Origin of the sequence: Clavibacter nebraskensis NCPPB 2581, from assembly GCF_000355695.1 — a bacterium.
GTDB lineage: Bacteria > Actinomycetota > Actinomycetes > Actinomycetales > Microbacteriaceae > Clavibacter > Clavibacter nebraskensis.
In genome coordinates, this window is sequence record NC_020891.1 from 1,411,069 (window position 1) to 1,432,757 (window position 21,689).

The 21,689-nt window shown below is 74.5% G+C and carries 13 protein-coding genes; 8 read left to right on the top strand and 5 right to left on the bottom strand.

Annotated elements, in window-relative coordinates; genetic code table 11:
• Nucleotides 1–207: 207 nt before the first annotated feature.
• Both CMN_RS06700 and CMN_RS06705 read left to right on the top strand, forming a co-directional pair.
• Nucleotides 208–2,061 (top strand): DUF8094 domain-containing protein, encoded by a 1,854-nt coding sequence (locus CMN_RS06700; protein WP_015490081.1) that lies wholly within the window; start codon nt 208–210, stop codon nt 2,059–2,061.
• Entirely contained in the window at nt 2,058–3,053 is a 996-nt protein-coding gene (locus tag CMN_RS06705; protein WP_015490082.1) for a tetratricopeptide repeat protein, read from the top strand. The genes CMN_RS06700 and CMN_RS06705 overlap by 4 nt, the downstream gene beginning before the upstream one ends.
• A gap of 72 nt (nt 3,054–3,125) precedes the next feature.
• On the opposite strand, the gene glgB is transcribed toward CMN_RS06705, so the two are convergent.
• Both glgB and CMN_RS06715 read right to left on the bottom strand, forming a co-directional pair.
• Entirely contained in the window at nt 3,126–5,696 is a 2,571-nt protein-coding gene (gene glgB / locus CMN_RS06710; protein ID WP_015490083.1) for a 1,4-alpha-glucan branching protein GlgB, read from the bottom strand.
• On the bottom strand, nt 5,693–7,987 hold the full coding sequence (locus CMN_RS06715; RefSeq protein WP_015490084.1) for an alpha-1,4-glucan--maltose-1-phosphate maltosyltransferase: 2,295 nt from the start codon (nt 7,985–7,987) through the stop codon (nt 5,693–5,695). Before CMN_RS06715 ends, glgB begins: the two co-directional genes overlap by 4 nt.
• Before the next feature lie 352 nt (nt 7,988–8,339).
• On the opposite strand from CMN_RS06715, the gene glgP reads away from it, so the two are divergent.
• Entirely contained in the window at nt 8,340–10,895 is a 2,556-nt protein-coding gene (gene glgP, locus CMN_RS06720) for an alpha-glucan family phosphorylase (protein ID WP_015490085.1), read from the top strand.
• A gap of 39 nt (nt 10,896–10,934) precedes the next feature.
• Here glgP and CMN_RS06725 read toward each other — a convergent pair whose 3' ends face one another.
• Together CMN_RS06725 and CMN_RS06730 are read right to left on the bottom strand one after the other, a co-directional pair.
• Nucleotides 10,935–12,242, bottom strand: a complete 1,308-nt coding sequence (locus CMN_RS06725) for an SGNH/GDSL hydrolase family protein (protein ID WP_015490086.1) — start codon at nt 12,240–12,242, stop codon at nt 10,935–10,937.
• 143 nt (nt 12,243–12,385) lie between these two features.
• Nucleotides 12,386–14,443 carry a glycogen debranching protein gene (locus CMN_RS06730; protein ID WP_041465256.1) on the bottom strand — a complete coding sequence of 686 codons (2,058 nt, stop codon included), beginning with the start codon at nt 14,441–14,443 and terminating at the stop codon, nt 12,386–12,388.
• A gap of 18 nt (nt 14,444–14,461) precedes the next feature.
• Between CMN_RS06730 and CMN_RS06735 the strand changes: the two genes are divergently transcribed.
• The 4 genes from CMN_RS06735 (at nt 14,462) to CMN_RS06750 (ending at nt 20,803) form a co-directional block, all read left to right on the top strand.
• Nucleotides 14,462–15,667 (top strand): cysteine desulfurase family protein, encoded by a 1,206-nt coding sequence (locus tag CMN_RS06735; RefSeq protein ID WP_015490088.1) that lies wholly within the window; start codon nt 14,462–14,464, stop codon nt 15,665–15,667.
• On the top strand, nt 15,664–16,827 hold the full coding sequence (gene mnmA / locus CMN_RS06740) for a tRNA 2-thiouridine(34) synthase MnmA (RefSeq protein WP_015490089.1): 1,164 nt from the start codon (nt 15,664–15,666) through the stop codon (nt 16,825–16,827). Before CMN_RS06735 ends, mnmA begins: the two co-directional genes overlap by 4 nt.
• A gap of 7 nt (nt 16,828–16,834) precedes the next feature.
• On the top strand, nt 16,835–19,327 hold the full coding sequence (gene ligA / locus CMN_RS06745) for an NAD-dependent DNA ligase LigA (protein ID WP_015490090.1): 2,493 nt from the start codon (nt 16,835–16,837) through the stop codon (nt 19,325–19,327).
• Nucleotides 19,328–19,438: 111 nt separating this feature from the next.
• Nucleotides 19,439–20,803, top strand: a complete 1,365-nt coding sequence (locus CMN_RS06750; RefSeq protein ID WP_015490091.1) for an alpha/beta hydrolase — start codon at nt 19,439–19,441, stop codon at nt 20,801–20,803.
• Nucleotides 20,804–20,815: 12 nt separating this feature from the next.
• Here the strand turns inward: CMN_RS06750 and CMN_RS06755 are convergent, their stop codons facing one another.
• A complete protein-coding gene (locus CMN_RS06755; RefSeq protein WP_227077771.1) occupies nt 20,816–21,262 on the bottom strand; it encodes an META domain-containing protein in 447 nt (148 codons plus the stop codon).
• Nucleotides 21,263–21,318: 56 nt separating this feature from the next.
• Between CMN_RS06755 and gatC the strand changes: the two genes are divergently transcribed.
• Entirely contained in the window at nt 21,319–21,687 is a 369-nt protein-coding gene (gene gatC, locus CMN_RS06760) for an Asp-tRNA(Asn)/Glu-tRNA(Gln) amidotransferase subunit GatC (protein ID WP_015490093.1), read from the top strand.
• Nucleotides 21,688–21,689 lie beyond the last annotated feature (2 nt).

Consider the following 21,689-nt stretch of genomic DNA (forward strand, 5'->3'; position numbering starts at 1 on the left):
GCAGCCCGGTGCGTCTCCCGACGCCGGCGGGCCCGCGGCGAGGCGCTCCCAGGGTCGTCCGGTATCCTTCGTTGTCGTCGTCCGCCGCCGGTCCGCCTGCAGCACGGCGGAGCGTCGCGAGAGCACCCGTGCTCGGCGGCTGCCGCGGTCGTCATCCGATCGCTGCTCATGCGGCCGCCGCCCGCGACGACACGAGAGGAGACACCCGTGCGATTCGTCCTGGCGATCGCGACCTTCGTGGTCGCGGCCCTCATGATCGGGCTGGGGATCGCCCAGCACACGTTCCTGGCGGGACCCGACCGCATCACCGCGGCCACGTCCTCCGCCGGCGGTGCCGCGTACACGATCGTCGACGGGAAGACGCTCAACGCGCACCCGGGTCTGCAGGACACGGTCGTCCGCGGCGACGGCGAGGTCTTCGCGGCCTACGGCCCCGCGTCCGACGTGGCGGCATGGGTCGGCAGCAGCCCGTACACGCGCATCGCGATGGACGAGCAGGGCGCGCTGACCAGCCAGGTCGTCCAGCCCGATGCGACCACGCCGACGCCGAGCCCCACCGCAGGGGCCCCGGGCGCCGACGCGTCCGGCACCGCCGCCGAGGCGACGCCCACGGTCACCGATCCCCGCGGATCCGACCTCTGGCTCTCCGAGCAGACCGGCGAGGGCGAGGTGTCGCTCAGCACCCGGCTCCCGGATGACGTGAGCCTCATCCTCGCCACCGACGGCCAGGCGGCGGCCCCCGCCGACGTCGAGCTCTCGTGGCCGTCCGAGGGCGAGTCGCCCTGGGTCGTCCCACTCGTGGTCGGCGGCATCGTGCTGCTCGTCGTGGGGCTCGTCCTCTACCTGCTGGCGCTCCGCCACCTGCGTCGCAGCCGCGGTCCCCGCCGCAACCTGCCTCCGCGCGGCGGCCCGCGGATCCCGCGCATCGGGCCGGCCGCCCGTCGAGCGGCACTGACGGCCGGCACCGGGGCAGCACCCGTGACGCCCAAGGGCCGCGGTCGTCGCGGTCTCATCGCGCTGCCCGTCCTCGTCGTCACCGGCCTCGCGCTCAGCGGCTGCACCGCGCAGGGCGCGCCGGCCGACCTCGCCGCGGGTGCGGGATCCCGCGCGACGCCCACCCCGACCTCGTCGCTCGACGCCGCCCGCGAGGCCGAGGACGCCGATCCGCCCGTCGTCACCCAGGACCAGGCCGACCGCATCGTCTCCCGCGTGTCCGAGGTCTCCACCGCGGCGGACCAATCCCTCGACGCCGCGGCCCTGGCGCCCCGGTTCGCCGGACCGGCGCTGCAGGAGCGCACCGCGGACTACCAGGTGCGGAAGGCCAAGCCCGACATCGCCGCCGTCCCCGCCATCCCGGCCGGCGACCTCCAGCTGACGCTGCCGCAGGCGACGCTCACCTGGCCGCGCACGGTCGCGGCCGTGGTCAAGGACCCCGACACGGAGGACGCACCGACGCTGTCGCTGACGCTCGTGCAGGACAGCCCGCGCGACAACTACCGCGTCCTCTACGCCATGCCCATCTCCACCACGGCGGCGCTCCCTGACGTGGCCCCGGCCGCCATCGGCGCGGCGCGGCTCGCGGCGGACGTGAAGCTCCTGGCCGTGCAGCCGGATCAGCTCTCCGCGGCCTACGCGGACGTGCTCAACAAGGGCGACGCCAGCCAGTACGCCGGCCTCTTCGACCCGACCGACGACGGCGTGCGGGCGCAGGACGCGAAGCGCAAGACCGACTTCCCCGCGTCCATCGGCGAGACGGGCACGGTCGAGTTCGCCGCCACGGCGGACACGGCGACGCCCGTGGCGATGTCGACGGTCGAGTCCGGGGCGCTCGTCAGCGTGACCGTGCAGCTGGGCATCGTCGCGAAGCCGACCGCCGAGGGCGCGAAGGTCAACGCGAACCCGGAGGTCCAGGCGATCACCGGGCTCACCGACTCGGCGAAGGGCTTCGACACCGTCCGCACGGCGCAGATGCTCATGTACGTGCCTCCCGTGAACTCGGGCGAGAAGATCCGCCTGTACGCCTCCAGCACCCACATCACCTCGGCCAAGGAGCTCCCATGACGCACGTGCCCCCCTCCGCCGCCAGCCTCCGCGGCGCGGTCGACCTGTCCTCGCTCGTGAACCGGGCGCAGGCTCCTGCCGCGCCCGCGGGCGGATCGCCCGCCGCGGGTGCGACGGGCGCCCCCGGTGCCCCCGTCGACGGGACGGGCGCTCCGCAGACGGTCGACGTCCCCGGCCTCGTGCTCGCGGCGGACGACGCCTCGTTCACGCAGTTCCTCGACATCTCGTCCGTGGTCCCCGTCATCGTGGAGCTCGTCTCGACGGGGCTCGCCTCGAGCCGCGAGCTGTCGCCCGTGCTCGAGCGCGTGGTCACCGAGAAGGCCGGCCGCGTGCTGCTCGTGCGCATCGACGTGGACCAGAGCCCGCAGCTCGGGCAGGCCTTCCAGGCGCAGACCGTCCCCACGGTCGCCGCGCTCATCGGCGGCCGTCCCGTGGGGCTCTTCGCGGGTGTGATCCCCGAGGACCAGGTCCGCGACGTCATCCAGCAGGTGCTGGAGCTGGCGCAGCAGAACGGCGTGACCGGCCGGGCCGTCGCTCCCGACGCCTCCGCGGAGCCCGCCGCCCCGGTCGAGGAGCCGCTGCCGCCGCACCACGCGGAGGCGTACGCGTTCATCGAGCAGGGGGACTACGCGTCCGCCGCCGCCGAGTACCGCACGGCGATCGCGCAGAACCCGCGCGATGCCCTCGCGGTCGCCGGCCTCGCGCAGGTCAGCCTCCTGCACCGGCTCGACGGGAAGGCGGCGGACGAGATCCGCGGCGCCGCCGCGGCCGCGCCCCAGGACGTCGACGCCCAGCTGCTGGTCGCCGACCTCGACCTCTCCGGCGGGCACGTCGAGGACGCGTTCACGCGCCTGCTCGAGCTGTTCCCGTCGGCGGACGCCGAGGGGCGCGAGGCCGTGCGCCAGCGCCTGCTCGAGCACTTCGAGGTCGTCGGCCTGGAGGACCCGCGGGTCGCCGTGGCACGCCGCCAGCTCACGCGCCTCCTCTACTGACGCGCGTCCCGCCACGACGACGGCGCCGCATCCCCTCGGGGATGCGGCGCCGTCGTCATGTGCGCGGTCCGGTCAGACCGTCGGCACCCGCGGGGTGCCGTCGTCGGCTCCCGGGGCGTCGCCCGTCGCGGACAGGCCCTCGACGGGCGGCTGTACGTCGGGCGACTGCGGGAGCACGGGCGCGGCGGTGGCCTCGGCGAACGGCGTGCCGTCGGCACGCGACTCGTCCGCGTCGGGGGCGGCGTGCGCGGGCGCCTCGACGGGCGTGAGGTCCGCCGGATCCTGCTTCAGCCGGAGCCACAGGCCCGCGAGCGGCGGCAGCGTCAGCTCCGCCGAGGCGGGACGGCCGTGCCAGCCCTCGTCGCCCGCGTGGACGGCGCCGAGGTTGCCGACGCCGGATCCGCCGAACTGCTCGGCGTCCGTGTTGAGGATCTCCTCCCACACGCCCGCCTGCGGCAGCCCCAGCCGATAGCCCGAGATGGGCGCGCCGGAGAAGTTGTGCACGACGGCGACCTGGTTGCCCGCGCGGTCGCGGCGGAGGAACGCGAGCACGTTCCGCCCGGCGTCGCCCGCGTCGATCCACTCGAAGCCGGCCGGGTCGTTGTCGAGCGCCCACAGCGCGGGCGTGTCGATGTACGTTCGGTTGAGCGACCCGACGAGGTCGAACAGGGCGCGGTGGACGGGCTGGTCGAGGATCCACCAGTCGAGCCCGCGCTCCTCGCTCCACTCGGACACCTGCCCGAACTCCTGGCCCATGAACAGCAGCTGCTTGCCGGGGTGCGACCACATGAAGCTGAGGTAGGCGCGCACGTTGGCGAGCTTCTGCCAGTGGTCGCCCGGCATCTTGCCGACGAGCGAGCCCTTCCCGTGCACGACCTCGTCGTGGCTGATGGGGAGGAGGAAGTTCTCCGTGTACGCGTAGACCATCGAGAAAGTGATCTGGCCGTGGTGGTACGACCGGTACATCGGGTCCTCGGCCGCGTAGTCGAGCGTGTCGTGCATCCAGCCCATGTTCCACTTGAGCCCGAAGCCGAGGCCGCCGTCGCTCGTGGGGCGGGTGACGCCGGGGAAGCTCGTGGACTCCTCTGCGATCACCACGATGCCGGGGTGGGTGCGGTACGCGGTGGCGTTGACCTCCTGCAGGAACGAGATCGCCTCGAGGTTCTCGCGGCCCCCGTGCACGTTCGGCAGCCACTGGCCCTCCTCGCGCGAGTAGTCGAGGTAGAGCATCGAGGCCACGGCGTCCACGCGCAGGCCGTCGACGTGGAACTCCTCGAACCAGTACAGCGCGTTCGCGACGAGGAAGTTGCGCACCTGCGAGTGGCCGAAGTCGAAGACGAGGGTGCCCCAGTCCTGCTGCTCGCCGCGGCGCGGGTCGGTGTGCTCGTAGAGCGGCTGGCCGTCGAACCGCGCGAGCGCAAAGGCGTCCCTCGGGAAGTGGGCGGGCACCCAGTCCACGATGACGCCGATGCCCGCCTGGTGCAGCGAGTCGATGAGGAACTTGAGGTCGTCGGGGGAGCCGAACCGCGAGGTGGGCGCGTAGTAGCCGGAGACCTGGTAGCCCCAGGATCCGCCGAAGGGATGCTCCGCCAGCGGCAGGAACTCGACGTGCGTGTAGCGCAGCTCCTGCAGGTACGCGACGAGCTCGCCGGCCACCTCGCGGTAGCCGAGGCCAGGGCGCCAGGATCCGAGGTGCATCTCGTACACGCTCATGGGGGAGTCGTGCGGGTCGCGCGCGGCGCGCTCCTCGAGCCAGGCGGCGTCGTCCCACTGGTAGTGGCTCGTCTCGACGCGCGAGGCGGTGGCGGGCGGGACCTCGGTCATGCGGGCCATGGGGTCGGCCTTCTCGATCCAATGACCCGCCTGCGTGAGGATCTCGAACTTGTACGAGACGCCGGGCTCGACGCCCGGGACGAAGAGCTCCCACACGCCGTTGCCGTCGAGGCGGCGCATCGCGTGCTGCACGCCGTCCCAGCCGTTGAAGCCGCCGATGACGCGGACGGCCCGGGCGTGCGGCGCCCACACCGAGAACGAGACGCCCCAGTACGTCTGCGCGACGCCCCAGTGCTCGCGGTGGTGGGCGCCGAGGACGTCCCAGAGGCGCTCGTGGCGGCCCTCGCCGAAGAGGTAAAGGTCGAGGTCGCCGACGGTGGGGAGGAAGCGGTACGGATCGTCCGAGGTCCAGGTACCGCCGTCGGAGTAGCGGGCCTCGACCCGGTAGTCTTGCAGGCCGAGCACGTGCGCGCCCTGCCAGACGCCGTGGCCCACGTGGGCAAGGGCGACGCGGGCGCCGGTGGAGAGGATCACCGAGACGGCGTCCGCGAGGGGGCGCAGCGCGCGGACGACGACGAGGTCGTCGCCGACGCCGTCGATGGATACGGGGTGCTGGCCGAGGACCGAGTGCGGTCCGGAGTGGACGCCCTCGGCGATGGCGCGCAGGTCGTGGTCGGCGAGCTCGGGGAGGCGGATGGGGCCGGAGGCGGAGGCGTGGGGCTCCTCGGCGGAGCTGTCGTCGGCCACGGGCACGGCGACGTCGGCGCCCTGCTCGGGGTCGGCCTCGGCGGCCGGCGGCACGACGACGTCGGCGCCGGGCAGCTCGTCGCGGGGGTCCTGCTGGGGGGTGGTGTCGGTCATGTCCGTCATCCCTTCGATGCGGTCGGGTGGACCCGGAACACGTGCACGGGGTGCGTGAAGGCGTCGAGCCGGACGAAGTTGGAGGTGGACCACGTGTAGACGTCGCCCGTGAGGAGGTCCTCGACGTCGAACACGGCGTCCTCGGCGAGGCCGAAGCGGGTCGGGTCGAGGTGGACCTGGGTCTCGCGCGCGGAGTGCGGGTCGACGTTCGCGACCACGAGGATCGTGTCGGCCTCGCCCGTGCCGGTGTGCTCGGCCGCGAGGTGCTTGGAGTAGACGAGGATCGAGTCGTCGTCGCTCCAGTGCACGTCGAGGTTCCGCAGCTGGCGGAGCGCGGGGTGCTCGCGGCGGATCTCGTTGAGGCGCGTGATCTCCGGCGCGATGGATCCGCCGAGCTCCTCCTGGCGCTGCCAGTCGCGCGGCTTGTACTCGTACTTCTCGTTGTCGATGTTCTCCTCGGCGCCGGGGCGCGCGACGTTCTCGATCAGCTCGTAGCCCGAGTAGATGCCCCACGACGGCGACGCGGTCGCCGCGATGGCGGCGCGGATCCGGTACGCGGCCCGCCCGCCGAACTGCAGGTAGGGCGTGAGGATGTCGTGCGTGTTCGCGAAGAAGTTCGGGCGCAGGTAGTCGCTCGTCTCGTGGCTGACCTCGGTGAGGTACTCCTCGAGCTCCTTCTTCGTGTTGCGCCACGTGAAGTACGTGTACGACTGCTGGAACCCGATCTTGGCGAGCGTGCGCATCATCGCGGGGCGCGTGAAGGCCTCGCTGAGGAAGATCGCATCGGGCTCGTCGCGCATCACCTGGTGGATGAGGCGCTCCCAGAACACGAGCGGCTTGGTGTGCGGGTTGTCGACGCGGAAGATCTTGACGCCGAGGCCGAGCCACACGCGCATGACCCGGAGCATCTCGCGGTACGACCCTTCCGGGTCGTTGTCGAAGTTCAGCGGGTAGATGTCCTGGTACTTCTTCGGCGGGTTCTCCGCGTACGCGATCGAGCCGTCGGGGAGCGTCGTGAAGAGCTCCGGGTGCGTGGTGACCCAGGGGTGGTCGGGCGACGCCTGGAGCGCGATGTCGATCGCGAGCTCCATGCCATGGTCGGCGACCGCCTGGACGAACGCGCGGAAGTCCTCGACCGTGCCGAGCTCGGGGTGGATGGAGTCGTGCCCGCCGTCCTCGGAGCCGATGCCGTAGGGCGATCCCGGGTCGTGCGGCCCGGCCGTGAGCGTGTTGTTCGGGCCCTTGCGGTTGGTGCGCCCGATGGGGTGCACCGGCGGGATGTAGACGACGTCGAAGCCCATGTCGCGGATGGCGGGGAGGCGCTCGGCCGCGGTCGCGAACGTGCCGCTCGTCCAGGAGCCGTCCTCGTGCTGGACGGCGCCCTCGGAGCGGGGGAAGAACTCGTACCAGGACCCGACGGCGGCGCGCTCGCGCTCCACGACGATCGTGCGCTCGGGCGAGAGCGTGACGAGGCTGCGGAGCGGGACGCGGTCGATCGCGGCGAGGACCTCGGGGGTCGTGGCGGCGGCGAGGCGCGCGGTCGGCGTGGCGTCGGCCTCGGCGATCGCGGAGAGCGCGGCGCGGAGCACCTCGCGGTCGGCGGCGTCGCGGGCGTCGTCCGCCGCCGCGCGCTCGAGCGCCTCCGCGCCGAGGGCGAGCATCACGTCGACGTCGAGGCCCGCGGGGACCTTGATCTCCGCGTTGTGCAGCCACGTGCCGAAGTCGTCCGACCACGCGCTCACACGCCAGGTCCAGACGCCCTGCGTCTCGAGCTGGGCGGTCGTGATCCAGCGGTCGAGCCCGGGCTTCGTGGCGTCGAGCGACATGCGGTGCTCGGTCACGGAGCCCGACGGATCGGTGAGGAGGACGTCCGCGCCGATGAGGTCGTGGCCCTCACGGAAGATCGTCGCGCCGAAGGGCACCACGTCGTGGACGAAGCTCTTGGCGGGCCAGAGGTCGTCCTCGATCTGCGGGGTGAGCGACAGGATCGGGATGCGGCCGATGACGGGGACGTGGTCGTCGGTCGCGGACTCGGCGGCGGGGGACGGCTGCGACGAGTCGACGGCCGGCGTCGGCTCGGCGACCGGAGCCGCGTGGCGGGGCGTCGAGGGCATGGGTGCGGCCGGCTCCGGCGCGGAGGCGACCTCCGGGGCGCGCTCGGCGGGGGTGGCGGGCGCCTGCTCGGGGGCCGCGACGCGCGCGGGCTCCGTCGCCGCGGGCGCCGGGGGCACGGGCGTCGACGGGATCACCGGCGACTGCGGCTCCGGAGCCGCGGGGGCGGGTGCCGCCTGCGCGGGCACCTGGGGGGTCAGGGGGAGTCGGGGCTCGGGCGGCTTCTGGGCGTCCTGGAGCTTCTGGGCCTTGGCGGCCTTGCGGGCTGCACGGCCGCGCACCGGGCGGGGGAGGGGATCGGGTCCGTCCTGGGGTGTGGTCACTGTTCGACCGTAGCCCGTGCGCCGTCCGGCTGTCGCTCGCCGCGGCGGTGGCCGGCGCCGTGCGGATGCCCGACGGCCGCGCGTCATCGCCCGTGCGCCCCGCGGCCACGGACCCTCCACGCGCGGGCCGGACCCTGGTGCCCTGCCACCCCGCGCCCCTAGGCTCGGGAGCCATCCGCGCGGGCCAGCCCGCCGCCGTCCGGTCCTAGGGAGTCCCGTGAAGGCCATCCGCAGATTCACCGTCCGTGCCGTCCTCCCGGAGGAGCTGTCCGCGCTGGACGAGCTGGCCGGCAACCTCCGATGGTCGTGGTACGAGCCCACCCGCCGCGTGTTCGCGCACGTGAGCCCCGAGCTGTGGGAGGGGACGGGTCACGATCCGGTCGCGCTGCTCGGCGTGGTCGACCAGGAGCGCCTGCGCGAGCTCGCGGACGACGAGGGCTTCGTGGCGTGGGCGGAGGAGCAGCGCGCCGACCTCCGGGCGTACGTGCGCGAGCCGCGCTGGTACCAGCAGCTCGAGGGCGACGTGCCCGAGGCGATCGGCTACTTCTCGCCCGAGTTCGGGATCGCCGCCGCGCTGCCGCAGTACTCGGGCGGCCTCGGGATCCTCGCGGGCGACCACCTCAAGAGCGCCTCCGACCTCGGCGTCCCGCTTGTCGGCGTCGGCCTCTTCTACCGCTCCGGCTACTTCCGCCAGGGGATCTCCTCCGACGGCTGGCAGCAGGAGAGCTACCCCGTCTTCGACCCGGACGGCCTGCCGCTCCAGGTGCTGCGCGACGCCGACGGCGCGCCCGTCCACGTCGCGCTCGAGCTGCCGGGCGACCGCACGCTGCACGCGCGGATCTGGGGGGCCCGGGTGGGACGGATCCCGCTGCTCCTCCTCGACACCGACGTGCCCGAGAACGACGACGAGCTCCGGCGGGTGACCGACCGGCTCTACGGCGGCGGCGGCGAGCACCGGCTGCACCAGGAGCTGCTGCTCGGCGTCGGCGGGGTGCGCGCCATCGCGGCGCACGCGCGCGTCACCGGCGCGCCCGTTCCGCGCGTCTTCCACACCAACGAGGGCCACGCGGGCTTCCTCGGCGTCGAGCGCATCTCGACGCTCATGGCCGACGGCCTCGACTTCGACGAGGCGCTGCAGGTGGTGCGCGCGGGCACGGTGTTCACGACGCACACGCCCGTGCCCGCGGGGATCGACCGGTTCGACGTCGAACTCGTGCGGCAGCACGTGACCGAGCGCTTGCTGCCGGGCGTGCCGACGGAGCGCGTGCTCGGGCTCGGGGCGGAGCTGCACGAGGGCGGATCGCCCGACGTGTTCAACATGGCGCTCATGGGCCTGCGTCTCGCACAGCGCGCGAACGGCGTCTCCCAGCTGCACGGCGAGGTCAGCCGAGGCATGTTCGCGGGGCTCTGGCCGGGGTTCGACACCGAGGAGGTGCCGATCACGAGCGTGACGAACGGCGTGCACGCACCGACGTGGACGGATCCGATGCTCATGTCGCTCGCGCGCGAGCGCCTCGGCACGTGGGACACGACGGCGGCGGACTGGTCGTCGTCGGCCGTGACCGACGGCGACCTGTGGGACGTGCGCGGCCGGATGCGCCGGCAGCTCGTCGAGGACGCGCGACGCCGCGTCGTGCGCGCCTGGCGCGAGCAGAACCCGGGCGCGGTCGAGCCGGCGTGGCTCGAGGACGTGCTCGACCCCGAGGTCCTCACGATCGGCTTCGCGCGGCGCGTCCCGACCTACAAGCGGCTGACGCTCATGCTCCACGACCGGGAGCGCCTCCGCCGGATCCTCACCGACCCGGAGCGGCCCGTGCAGATCGTGGTCGCGGGCAAGTCGCACCCGGCAGACGACGAGGGCAAGCGCCTCATCCAGGAGCTCGTGCGGTTCGCCGCGGAGCCGGGGATCCGCGGGCGGCTCGTGTTCCTGCCCGACTACGACATCGGCATGGCGCAGCTGCTCTACCCGGGCACCGACGTGTGGCTCAACAACCCGCTGCGCCCGCTCGAGGCGTGCGGCACGTCCGGCATGAAGGCGGCGCTCAACGGCGCGCTGAACCTGTCGATCCTCGACGGCTGGTGGAACGAGTACTTCGACGGCGGCAACGGCTGGGCGATCCCGTCGGCTGACCGCGCGCACGACGGCGCCGAGCGCGACGCGATGGAGGCGACCGCGCTGTACGACCTCATCGAGAACCGCATCGCGCCGCGCTTCTACGAGCGCGACGGCGACGGCGTGCCCACGGGCTGGGTGCACGACATCCGGCACACCCTGCGGACGCTGTCGCCCGAGCTCAGCGCCGACCGCATGGTGCGCCAGTACGTCGAGCGGCTGTACGTGCCGGCCGGGCGGGCGCAGGCGGTCGTCGCGGCCGACGGATCCGCCCGGGCCCGCGAGCTGGCGGCCTGGCGCGGCCGGGTCGTCGCCGCGTGGCCGTCGGTGCAGGTCGCGCACGTCGAGTCGGAGGGCGTCGAGCACCAGGCGCAGGTCGGCGACGAGCTGCGGGTGCGCGCGTGGGTGGCGCTCGGGGGCCTCGGCTCCGAGGACGTGACGGTCGAGGTCGTGCACGGGCGCACGGGCGAGGGCGACGTGCTGACCGACGTGGTGCGGCAGGCGCTCGCGCCGGTCGGCGGATCCGGCGGCCAGCAGGAGTACGCGGGCACCGTGCGGCTCGCGAGCGCGGGGCCGTTCGGCTACACCGTGCGCGTCGTGCCACGGCACGAGCTGCTCGCATCGAGCGCGGAGCCGGGGCTGGTCGCGGTCGCGGGCTGACGGGGGCGGGCGGCGACCATCGGGGCGCCGCCCGCCGTCTCAGGCCGGGGTGGCGGAGAGCTTCGCGGCGAGCACCTCGGCGAAGCGCGCGTAGCCGAGGTCGTTCGGGTGGTTGTCCGGGCCCATCCAGCCGTACGGGTCGGAGGCGCCCTCGCCCACCATGCGGGGGATGTACGCGCCGATCTCGAAGACATCGGCGCGCGGATCCGCCGACGCCGCGTCGCGCAGCGCGCCGATGTAGTCGGCCCACGTCGTGCCGCGGATCGGCAGCGTCGTCCGCTCGTAGGGCGGCGTGAAGAGGATGGGCGCCTCGCTCGTGGTGCGGATCAGCTCGATGAGGACGGCCGCGTCCGAGCGCACCTCCTCGGGCGTGCGCACGACGACGTCGTTGATGAGGTGCTCGGGCATCCAGAGGTCGAGCTCGAAGCGCGGGGCCGAGCGGATCCACGTGCTCACGCCGTCCGGCCGCGCCTCCTCCGAGAGCTGCCAGAGCTGCGAGCCGGAGTTGCCGCCCTCGATGACGTGGACGCCGCGGTCCTCGTCGCCGTCGAAGAGCCACGCGCCCTCGAGCTCGGGCTTCCCGCCGGCCCACGCCACGGTGATCGCGTGGTCGGCGGAGTCCATCTGCGGGCTCGTCCAGGTGAGGGACCCGCCGACGTCGGCGCGGACCGTCTCGGGCGCGCCGTCGTCGACCTGCACGGTGATCGCCGCGTCGAGGCCGGGCGCCCACCAGCAGACGCGCGCCGAGGTCATGCGCGCGGTGTACGTGCCGGGACCGCCGGCCTCCGTGAGCATCACGACGCGCCGCCCCCAGCCGTGCCGGCCGCCCGCGGTGGGCGTGCCGGCGAACGCGAAGCCCTGGTCGGCGGGCACGGTGATCTGGTGCCGGGACGCGATGTAGTCGAGGCCGCCGCGCGCGCCCGACGGGTACGCGCCGCGCAGCCGGTCGCGGAGCTGGGCGGGGTACGCGTGCTGCAGGGTGGTGGCGCCCTGGCCCTCCGTGATGCTGTCGCCGAGCACGCCGATCATGAGGCGCCGCTCCCGGACCCCGTCGCGCAGCGCGTAGAAGCCGGCGAGCGCGTCGTCGGGGCCGTAGGTCATGGGCTCGATCGGCGGGCCGCCGGACGCGGTGACGGCGGGCGTGGGCGGATCCCCGGCGTCCGCGGTCGGGGTGGCCGTGCCCCCCGCGGTGGGCGGTGCCGGGCGTGGCGTCGTGGTGCAGCCGGCTACGGCGGCGACGGCCGACAGCGCCGCGAGGCCGCCGCCCGCGACGAGCGCGCGGCGGGTAAGCGTGCGGCGCCGGTCCGCGGGGAGGTCGGCGGGCGGGCCGGGGGACTCGTCGGTCATGTGCGGCGTCCTCGTGCTCGGGCGCGGCGGTGCGCGGCGGATCGTGCGGGCGCCTCCAGGAGAGCACACGGGCGCCGCGCGACGCGAACCCGGCGCGGCCTCCGTCCGGGTCGGCCGCGCGCCTCGGCGGACGGGTGGCCGGGTCAGCGGGCCTGGTAGATCCCCAGCGCCGGCCCGTCGACCTCGACCCGGTCGCCGGGCGCGTCGTCCGTCGCCACCACCTCGGGCCGCTCCCACTCGCTCGACCACAGCAGGCGCCAGCACGCCACGCCGTCGTGCTCCGGCAGCGTCACCGTCGCGCGGGACTCCTGGCCGTGGATGACGACGAGCACGCGGCTCGGCTCCTCGGTCTCGGGGGTCGACGTGGTGATCCACTGCAGGGTGCGCGTGCCCGTCGACTCCCAGGCCGCCTCGGTCATGGGCGTGCCGTCGGCGTCGCGCCAGGCGAGCACCGACGCGCTCGGCACGTGCGCGTCGGGCTCCGCGTAGCGCACGGGCCGGAGCGCCGGGTTCTCCCGCCGGATGCGGAGCAGGTGGCGCGTGGTCGCCTCCAGGTCCATCCGCCACGCGTCCTCGTCCCAGCGCATCCACGTCGCCGCGTTGTCGAGGCAGTAGCCGTTGTTGTTGCCGCGCTGCGTGCGGCCGCGCTCGTCGCCCATCGTGATCATGGGGATGCCCGCGGAGACGAGCAGCGTCCCGAGCAGGTTGCGCGAGGTGCGCCTGCGGGCCGCGAGGATCGCGGCGTCGCGCGTCGGCCCCTCCACGCCGTGGTTCCACGAGCGGTTCGCGTCGGTTCCGTCGCGGTTCGACTCGCCGTTGCCGCTGTTGTGCTTGCGGTCGTAGCTCGTGAGGTCGGCGAGCGTGAAGCCGTCGTGCGCGGTGACGAAGGAGACGGAGGCGAGCGGGCCGCGGTCGGCGGCGAAGGTTCCGGAGGATCCCGCGAGGCAGGACGCGAGCGCCCCCACGCCGTTCGGGGCGCGGCCGGTGCGCCGGGACTCGGCGACGTCGGTGAGCCAGAAGTCGCGCACGACGTCGCGGTAGCCGTCGTTCCACTCGCTCCAGCCGGATCCGAACCCGCCCGTGCGCCAGCCGCCCATGCCCACGTCCCACGGCTCGGCGATCATGAGCAGCCCCTGGAGCGCCTCGTCCTCGACGATGGCGCGCAGCAGCGGGTGCGCCGGGTCGAAGTCCACGCGCTCGTCGCGCCCGAGGGTCACGGCGAGGTCGAAGCGGAAGCCGTCGACGCCCATCACGTCGGACCAGTGCTCGAGCGAGTCGAGCACGAGGCGCTGCGCGTCGGGCCGGGACAGGTCGACCGTGTTGCCGCAGCCCGTCACGTCGATGGGCGTGCCGTCGGGCGTGTGCCGGTAGTACCGCGAGCCGTCGATGCCGCGGAGGCTCGTGACGGGCCCGTCGGCGCCCTCCTCGGCCGTGTGGTTGTAGACGACGTCGAGCACGACCTGGATCCCCGCGGCGTGAAGCGCGTCGACCATGCCCCGGAACTCCGCCGCGACCTCGTCGGCGCCGGCATCCCGGGCCCGTCGCGTCGCGTAGGGCGCGTGCGGCGCGAGGTAGGCGAGCGTGTTGTAGCCCCAGTGGTTGATGCGGCCCTGCGCGCGCAGCCGCTCCTCGCTCGTGGACGCGTGCACGGGCAGGAGCTCGACCGTCGTGATCCCGAGGTCGACCAGGCGCTCCACCGTGGTCGGGTGCCCGAGGCCCGCGTACGTGCCGCGCAGCTCCTCCGGCAGCCGCTCGTCGGTCTTCGTGAAGCCGCGCACGTGCAGCTCGTAGACGACCTGCCGGTCGCGCGGCACGACGGGGCGCGCGGCGCGGCGGGCGGCGCGCTCCTCGGCGGGCACCTCGCGCGTGGCGACTGACCGCCACGCGGCGGGGCCCACCTGCACGAGGCCGCGGGCGTACGGGTCGAGCAGGTGGCGCGTCGGGTCGAAGGAGTCGCCGGGCGCGGGGTCGCCGTCGACGCGCACGGAGTACGCGGTGCCGGGGACGAGCCGGGCGCTGGATCCCGTCCACACGCCCGCGTCGCCGCGCTCCATCGCGACGACCTCGACCACGCGGCGGGGGTCGTCGACGTCCGAGACGGTGAGCTCGACGGCGGACGCGCCGTGGCTCACGACGCGCAGCGTGCCGCCCTGGTCGTGGAGCGTCAGCCCCAGGGGCACGGGCGGTCCGGGGCGGGGCATGCGACCTAGGGTAGGGGCATGACGGTCTACCTCGACCACGCGGCCACGACCCCCATGCGGCCGGAGGCGATCGCGGCGCTCGCCGGGGCGCTGACCCTGGTGGGGAACCCGTCCTCCATCCACTCGCACGGGCAGGAGGCGCGGCGCGTGCTCGAGGAGGCGCGCGAGGCCATCGCGCGGGCGCTCGACGCGGACCCGGTCGAGGTCGTGCTCACCTCCGGCGGCACCGAGTCGGTGAACCTGGGGATCAAGGGGCTGCACGGCGCGCGCGTGACGGCCGACCCGCGGCGCACGCGCATCCTCGTGCCCGACGGCGAGCACCACGCCACAGCCGACACGGTCGAGTGGCTCGAGCGCCGCGGCGCCGCCGTGGAGCGGCTCCCCATCGACGCGCTCGGGCGCATCCGGGTCGACCAGGTCGCCGCCGCGCTCGCCGCGGACCCCGGATCCGTCTCCCTCCTCACGTTCCTCGCCGCGAGCAACGAGGTGGGCACGATCCAGCCGGTCGAGGAGCTCGCCGCCCTCGCCCGGGCGCACGGCGTGCCCGTGCACGTCGACGCGGTCGCCGCGTTCGGGCACATGCCGGTGCCGTTCCGGCGCTGGCGCGAGGCGGGCGTCTCGGCCGTGAGCGTCTCGGCGCACAAGGTCGGCGGGCCCGTCGGCAGCGGGGCGCTCGTGCTCGCGCGGCAGGCGACGGTGGATCCGCAGATCCACGGCGGCGGCCAGCAGCGGCAGGTGCGCTCAGGCACGCAGGACGCGGCCTCCGCGGTGGCGTTCGCGGCGGCCGTGTCGCTCGCCGTCGCCGAGCTCGACGCCGAGGCCGTGCGCCTGGCGCGCCTCCGCGACCGCCTGGTGGAGACGGTCCTCCGCGACGTCCCCGGCGCGGTCCTCCGCGGCGACCCGGATCCCGCGGGCCGCCTGCCCGGCAACGCGCACCTCACCTTCGCGGGCTGCCAGGGCGACTCGCTCCTGCTCCTGCTCGACATGGCCGGCGTCTCTGTCTCGACGGGATCCGCGTGCCAGGCCGGTGTGCCCGAGGTCTCGCACGTGCTCCTCGGCATGGGCATCCCCGAGGACGAGGCGCGCGGCGCCCTCCGCTTCACGCTCGGCCGCACCACCACCGACGCCGACGTGGACGCGCTCCTCGCGGCGCTGCCCGACGCCGTCGCGCGGGCCTCCCGGGCGGGCCTCGCGGGACGCGCGGCGCGTAGGCTCACGGGGTGAAGATCCTCGCAGCGATGAGTGGCGGAGTCGACTCCGCCGTGGCCGCCGCCCGCGCCGTGGAGGCCGGGCACGACGTGACGGGCGTGCACCTCGCGCTCAGCCGCATGCCGGGGACGCTCCGCACCGGGTACCGCGGCTGCTGCACCATCGAGGACTCCATGGACGCGCGCCGCACGGCCGACCTCCTCGGCATCCCGTTCTACGTATGGGACTTCTCCGAGCGCTTCGCCGCCGACGTCGTCGACGACTTCGTCGCCGAGTACCAGGCCGGCCGCACCCCCAACCCCTGCATGCGCTGCAACGAGCGGATCAAGTTCGCGGCCCTCCTCGAGAAGGCGCTCGACCTCGGCTTCGACGCCGTGTGCACGGGCCACTACGCCGACGTCATCCCGGGGCCCGACGGACAGCCGGAGCTTCACCGCGCCGCGGCGTGGGCCAAGGACCAGTCGTACGTGCTGGGCGTGCTCACGGCCGAGCAGATCGCGCACTCGTACTTCCCGCTCGGGTCCACGCCGTCCAAGGCCGAGGTGCGCGCGGAGGCCCAGGCGCGCGGGATCCAGGTCGCGCAGAAGCCGGACAGCCACGACATCTGCTTCATCCCCGACGGCGACACCCGCGGCTGGCTCGCCGACCGCGTGGGCGCCGAGCCGGGCGACATCCTCGACGGCGAGGGGAACGCGATCGGCACGCACCAGGGCGCCGCCGCCTTCACGGTCGGGCAGCGCAAGGGCCTCGCGATCGGCACGCCGGCGCCCGACGGCCGCCCGCGGTTCGTGCTGGAGATCCGGCCCAAGGACAACACGGTCGTCGTCGGACCGCAGGAGGCGCTCGCGATCCGCGAGATCGCCGGGTACTCGTACACGTGGGCCGGCACCCCGCCCACGCGGCCCGACCAGCCGTTCGACTGCGACGTGCAGATCCGCGCCCACGCCGACCCCGTTCCCGCACGGGCGGCGGTGTCGGAGGTCCATGGCAGCATGCAGCTCGTGATCACCCCGCGAGACCCCCTCGTCGGCGTCGCCCCCGGGCAGACCGCCGTCGTCTACGCCGGCACGCGCGTGCTCGGCCAGGTCACCATCGACCGCACCGTGAGCGCCGTTGCCGACGCCCGACCGCCGATGCGCGATGCCGCCCTCGTCGGCGCGGCCACGGGGGAGTGACGCGCGCATGAGCGACACCGCCACCGCATCGCCCGCCGCGGACGACGCGGTCCCCGCCACCACCCCCGCCGACCTCGAGGCCGCCTCCGCCCGGGTCGATGCCCTCCGTACCGAGATCGAGCGCCACCGCGACGAGTACTACTCCGCGAACGCGAGCACCCTCAGCGACGCCGACTACGACGCGCTCGTGCACGAGCTCGAGGCGCTCGAGGAGGCGCACCCCGCGCTCCGCAGCCAGGACAGCCCCACGCAGACGGTCGGCGGCCGCGCGGAGACCACGCTCTTCGCGCCCGTCATCCACGCCGAGCGCATGCTCAGCCTCGACAACGTCTTCAGCGAGGAGGAGCTCGCCGAGTGGGCCGCCAAGGTCGAGCGCGATGCCGGCAGCGGCCGGGTCCGGTACCTGAGCGAGCTCAAAATCGACGGGCTCGCCATCAACCTCCGCTACGAGCACGGCGTGCTCGTCACGGCGGCCACCCGCGGCGACGGCGTCGTCGGTGAGGACGTCACGCAGAACGTCCTCACTATGGGCACCGTGCCCGAGCGGCTCGCCGGATCCGGGCACCCGCCTCTCGTCGAGGTGCGCGGCGAGATCTTCTTCCCCGTCGCCGAGTTCGACGAGCTCAACGCCCGGCAGCTGGAGGTGGGGGAGCGCGTGTTCGCGAACCCGCGCAACGCCGCCGCCGGATCCCTGCGCCAGAAGGAGGAGGGCAAGAGCCCCGCGCGCCTCGAGCTCATGCACGCGCGCATGCGCCGCCTCCGCATGCTCGTGCACGGCATCGGCGCGTGGCCCGTCCGGGAGCTCGAGCGCGACGCCCACGTGTCCGCGCAGTCCGAGGTCTACGGGCTGCTCGCCGACTGGGGTCTCCCCATCTCCACGCACTTCCGCGTGTTCGACGACATCGCCGACGTCACGGCGTTCGTGCGGCGCCACGGCGCCCACCGCGCGGAGGTCGAGCACCAGATCGACGGCATCGTCGTCAAGGTCGACGACCTCGGCCTGCACGAGGAGCTCGGCGCCACCAGCCGCGCGCCGCGCTGGGCGACGGCGTACAAGTACCCGCCCGAGGAGGTCAACACGACGCTCCTCGACATCGTCGTCAGCGTCGGCCGGACCGGCCGCGCCACGCCGTTCGCGGTCATGGAGAAGGTCGAGGTCGCCGGATCCGAGGTGCGCCAGGCCACGCTGCACAACCAGCAGGTCGTGAAGGCCAAGGGCGTGCTCATCGGCGATACGGTCGTGCTGCGCAAGGCCGGCGACGTCATCCCCGAGGTGCTCGGCCCGGTCGTAGAGCTGCGGGACGGCACGGAGCGCGAGTTCGTCATGCCCACGCTCTGCCCGGAGTGCCAAACGCCGCTCAAGCCGGCCAAGGAGGGCGACATCGACCTCCGCTGTCCGAACGCGCGCAGCTGCCCGGCGCAGGTGCGCGGTCGCGTCGAGCACGTCGCCTCGCGCGGGGCGCTCGACATCGAGGGCCTCGGCGAGGTCGCCGCGGCCGCGCTCACCCAGCCGCTCGAGCCGGAGGATCCGCCGCTCGAGACCGAGGCGGGCCTGTTCGAGCTGACGATGGCCGACCTCGTGCCCATCACGGTCGTCGTGCGCGACGCGGAGACGGGCATGGTGAAGGTCGACGAGAAGACGGGTGAGGCCAAGCGCGTCACGCCGTTCCGGCGCAAGCGCGCGCCGAAGCGCGACGGCGCCTTCGATCCCGCGGCGCCGTGGGGAGACGAGGACAGCGTCCCGTCGAAGTCCGCCGAGGTGCTGCTCGAGAACCTGGAGAAGGCGAAGACCCAGGACCTGTGGCGCATCCTCGTGGCCCTCAGCATCCGGCACGTGGGTCCGGTCGCCGCGCGCGCGCTGGCCGGCTGGTTCGGCTCGCTCGACGCGATCCGCTCCGCCAGCCGCGAGGAGCTCGCCGCGGTCGACGGCGTGGGCGGCATCATCGCCGACGCGCTCCTCGACTGGTTCGAGGTCGACTGGCACCGCGAGATCGTGGAGCGGTGGGAGAAGGCGGGCGTCGTCACGGCCGTCCCCGGCCACCCGGGTCCGGGCGCCGCGGCCGCCGCGGGCGGCGTGCTCGCGGGCCTCACGGTCGTGGCCACGGGTTCGCTCGAGGGCTACACCCGCGAGGGCGCGCTCGAGGCCATCATGGCGGCCGGCGGCAAGGCGGGATCCAGCGTCAGCAAGAAGACGCACTACGTCGCGGCCGGACCCGGCGCGGGCTCCAAGCTCGGCAAGGCGGAGGCGCTCGGCGTGCGGATCATCGACGCGGCCGAGTTCCGCCTGCTCGTGGAGCAGGGGCCCGAGGCGATCGCGCTGCCCGACGCGGATCCCGCGCCGGATGCCGCCGACGCGGATCCCGCGCCGGGCGGCGGGACCGCGGATGGCGCCGCTCCGGCGCCGAAGCGCGCCCGGAAGCGGACGACCCCGGCCGAGGCGGATCCCGCGACCGCGACCGACGCCGCGGCCGAGCCGGGAGATCCCACGATCACCCCCTGATCGGGCCTTCCACCCGCCACCCGGCGCCGATAGCATGGGCGGACGCGTCGGCGCGGGGCGCCATCCACAGGCGCTGGGCCTGCCACGCGGGATGCTGGGGGATCTCGAACCGTGACGACTCGCCTCCGCGCGCTCCTCACCGCCCTCGGTCTCGCCTGCGCGCTGGTCGGGGCGCTCGTGGCACCCCCGACCGCGGCGGTCGCGGAGACGGGTCCGCCCGCCGTCCTCGCCGGGCCGGACGCGGCGGATCCCGCCACGGGCGCGCACCAGCCGAGCCCCGCGCGCATCGTCCAGCAGCTCCGCGACCGGGACGTCTCCGACCGGGCGCTCCGCGACACGTCCCCCGTCGCGCTCCTGGGCGCGCTGCCCGCACTCGACGCGCCGGAGCTCCGGCGGCTCGCGCGCGCCATCCCGGACACGATCCGGGAGCTCGTCCGCCGCCCGCCCTCCGTCTCGGGCGTCGCCGCCTGGTGGTCGGGCCTCGCGGAGGCCGAGCGCCGGGACCTGGCCGAGGGGATGCCGGAGCTCGTGGGCAACCTGGAGGGGATCCCCGTGGTCGAGCGCGACGCCGCCAACCGCCGGTTCCTCGACCAGCGCGAGCGCGAGCTGCACGCCAGCTCCGCGACCACGCCGGGGCGCGGCGCGCAGCAGTCGATCGGCCGCGGCCTGGCCATGCTCGCCGAGGTGCGTCGCGCGCTGGAACCCGCCGCGGGCGGCCCGGCGCGGTCGCTGCTGACGCTCGACACGACCTGGCCGGGACGCGCCGGCGTGGTGATGGGCGACCTCGACACGGCGGCGTACGTGTCCATCGCGGTGCCCGGCATGTTCTACTCCGTGTCCGACCGCCTGGTCGACTGGACGGACGTCGCCGCGCGTCTCCAGCAGCAGCAGGCGTCGCTGCTCGGAGCGAGCGCGGGCGGCGTCGCGACCATCGCCTGGATCGGCTACCGCACGCCCGACCTGCTGGGGATCGGCTCCCTCGACCTCGCGCACGAGGGCGCGCAGTACCTCGAGGGCGCGATCCAGGGGATCCAGGGCCTGCGCCGCAACGACCCGCCGTACCTCACCGTCATCGCGCACTCCTACGGGTCGTCGGCGGCGCTGCTCGCGCTCTCGAGCGGTCGGGCGTCCGTCGACGCCCTGGCCGTGGTCGGGTCCCCGGGCGGCGCCGTCCGCGACGCGCGCGAGCTGGACGTGCCCGCCGGGCGCGTGTTCGTGGGCGAGGCGCCGGGGGATCCGGTGGTCGGGTCGTCGTACTTCGGCTCGGACCCGGGCAGCGCGTCGTTCGGCGCCGAGCACTTCGGGGTCGGCGGCACGGGTGCGGCCTCGGGTGTCTCCGCCGACGGATCCCTCGCGGGCGTCGTCGGGCACAACAGCTACTTCGACCGCGGCACGGAGTCGTTCCGCAACCTCGCGCTCATCGGCATCGACCGCCGGACCGTGCGCGACGTCCTCGCGGATGCCAGCGCCCGGTAGCGGGCACCGCGATCAGCCGCGGCTGCGCTCGGCGTACTCCAGCCGCACGTCGCCGGGTCCGGTGGCGACGAGGTGGCCGTCGTCCACCTCGAGCGACGACACCGACGCGAGGTCCTGGAAGTAGCGCGCCTCGAGGCCGCCGTCCTCGCACGGGAGCGCGCCCGGGGCGAGCCCGCCGAGCATGCCGTCGCCGCGCGCGCCGATGCGCCCCGAGTAGTCGTTGCACGGGCCGCGTCCGCTGACCTCGCCGCCGCCGACGCGCATCGTGATGAGCGTGTCGCCGACGCCGAGGTCGCCCGCGGAGTCGGATCCGGACACCAGGTGCCAGTTCCCGCGCACGTCGCTGACGGGCGCGCATCCGGCGAGCGGCACGAGGGCCAGCGCGGCGACGGCGGCGACCGCGGCGGCGCGAGGGCCTCCCGATCGGCGGCGGGCGGGGATCCGGGCGGCGGTGGGCATGGGGGTCACGCTAATAGAATCTCCCGGTACCCCCGCACACAGTCCTTTGGAGACGCATGCCCGACACCCGGCCCGAGCCCGCCGACGCGACCAGCGGGGACGAGACCCCCCAGGCGCCGACCCCCACGGAGCAGATCAGCCGGGAGCAGGTGGAGCACCTCGCCGGCCTCGCGCGCATCCGCCTGAGCGCCGAGGAGATCGACCAGCTCACGACCGAGCTCGGCCTCATCGTCGAGTCCGTCGCGAAGGTCACCGCGGTCGCGGGACCGGACGTGCCCGCCACGAGCCACCCGATCCCGCTCGTCAACGTGTACCGCCCCGACGTCCCGGGCGAGACCCTCACCACGGCCCAGGCGCTCGCGGGCGCACCCGAGCACGACGGATCCCGCTTCAAGGTGTCGGCGATCCTCGGCGAAGAGCAGTAGGA

Bases quoted from the DNA above. Each gene is read 5' to 3' on its own strand.
- CMN_RS06705 (WP_015490082.1), top strand. From the start codon at position 2,058: ATGACGCACGTGCCCCCCTCCGCCGCCAGCCTCCGCGGCGCGGTCGAC.
- CMN_RS06735 (WP_015490088.1), top strand. From the start codon at position 14,462: ATGACGGTCTACCTCGACCACGCGGCCACGACCCCCATGCGGCCGGAG.
- CMN_RS06725 (WP_015490086.1), bottom strand. From the start codon at position 12,242: ATGACCGACGAGTCCCCCGGCCCGCCCGCCGACCTCCCCGCGGACCGG.
- CMN_RS06755 (WP_227077771.1), bottom strand. From the start codon at position 21,262: ATGCCCACCGCCGCCCGGATCCCCGCCCGCCGCCGATCGGGAGGCCCT.
- gatC (WP_015490093.1), top strand. From the start codon at position 21,319: ATGCCCGACACCCGGCCCGAGCCCGCCGACGCGACCAGCGGGGACGAG.
- CMN_RS06730 (WP_041465256.1), bottom strand. From the start codon at position 14,443: ATGCCCCGCCCCGGACCGCCCGTGCCCCTGGGGCTGACGCTCCACGAC.
- glgB (WP_015490083.1), bottom strand. From the start codon at position 5,696: ATGACGGACATGACCGACACCACCCCCCAGCAGGACCCCCGCGACGAG.
- ligA (WP_015490090.1), top strand. From the start codon at position 16,835: ATGAGCGACACCGCCACCGCATCGCCCGCCGCGGACGACGCGGTCCCC.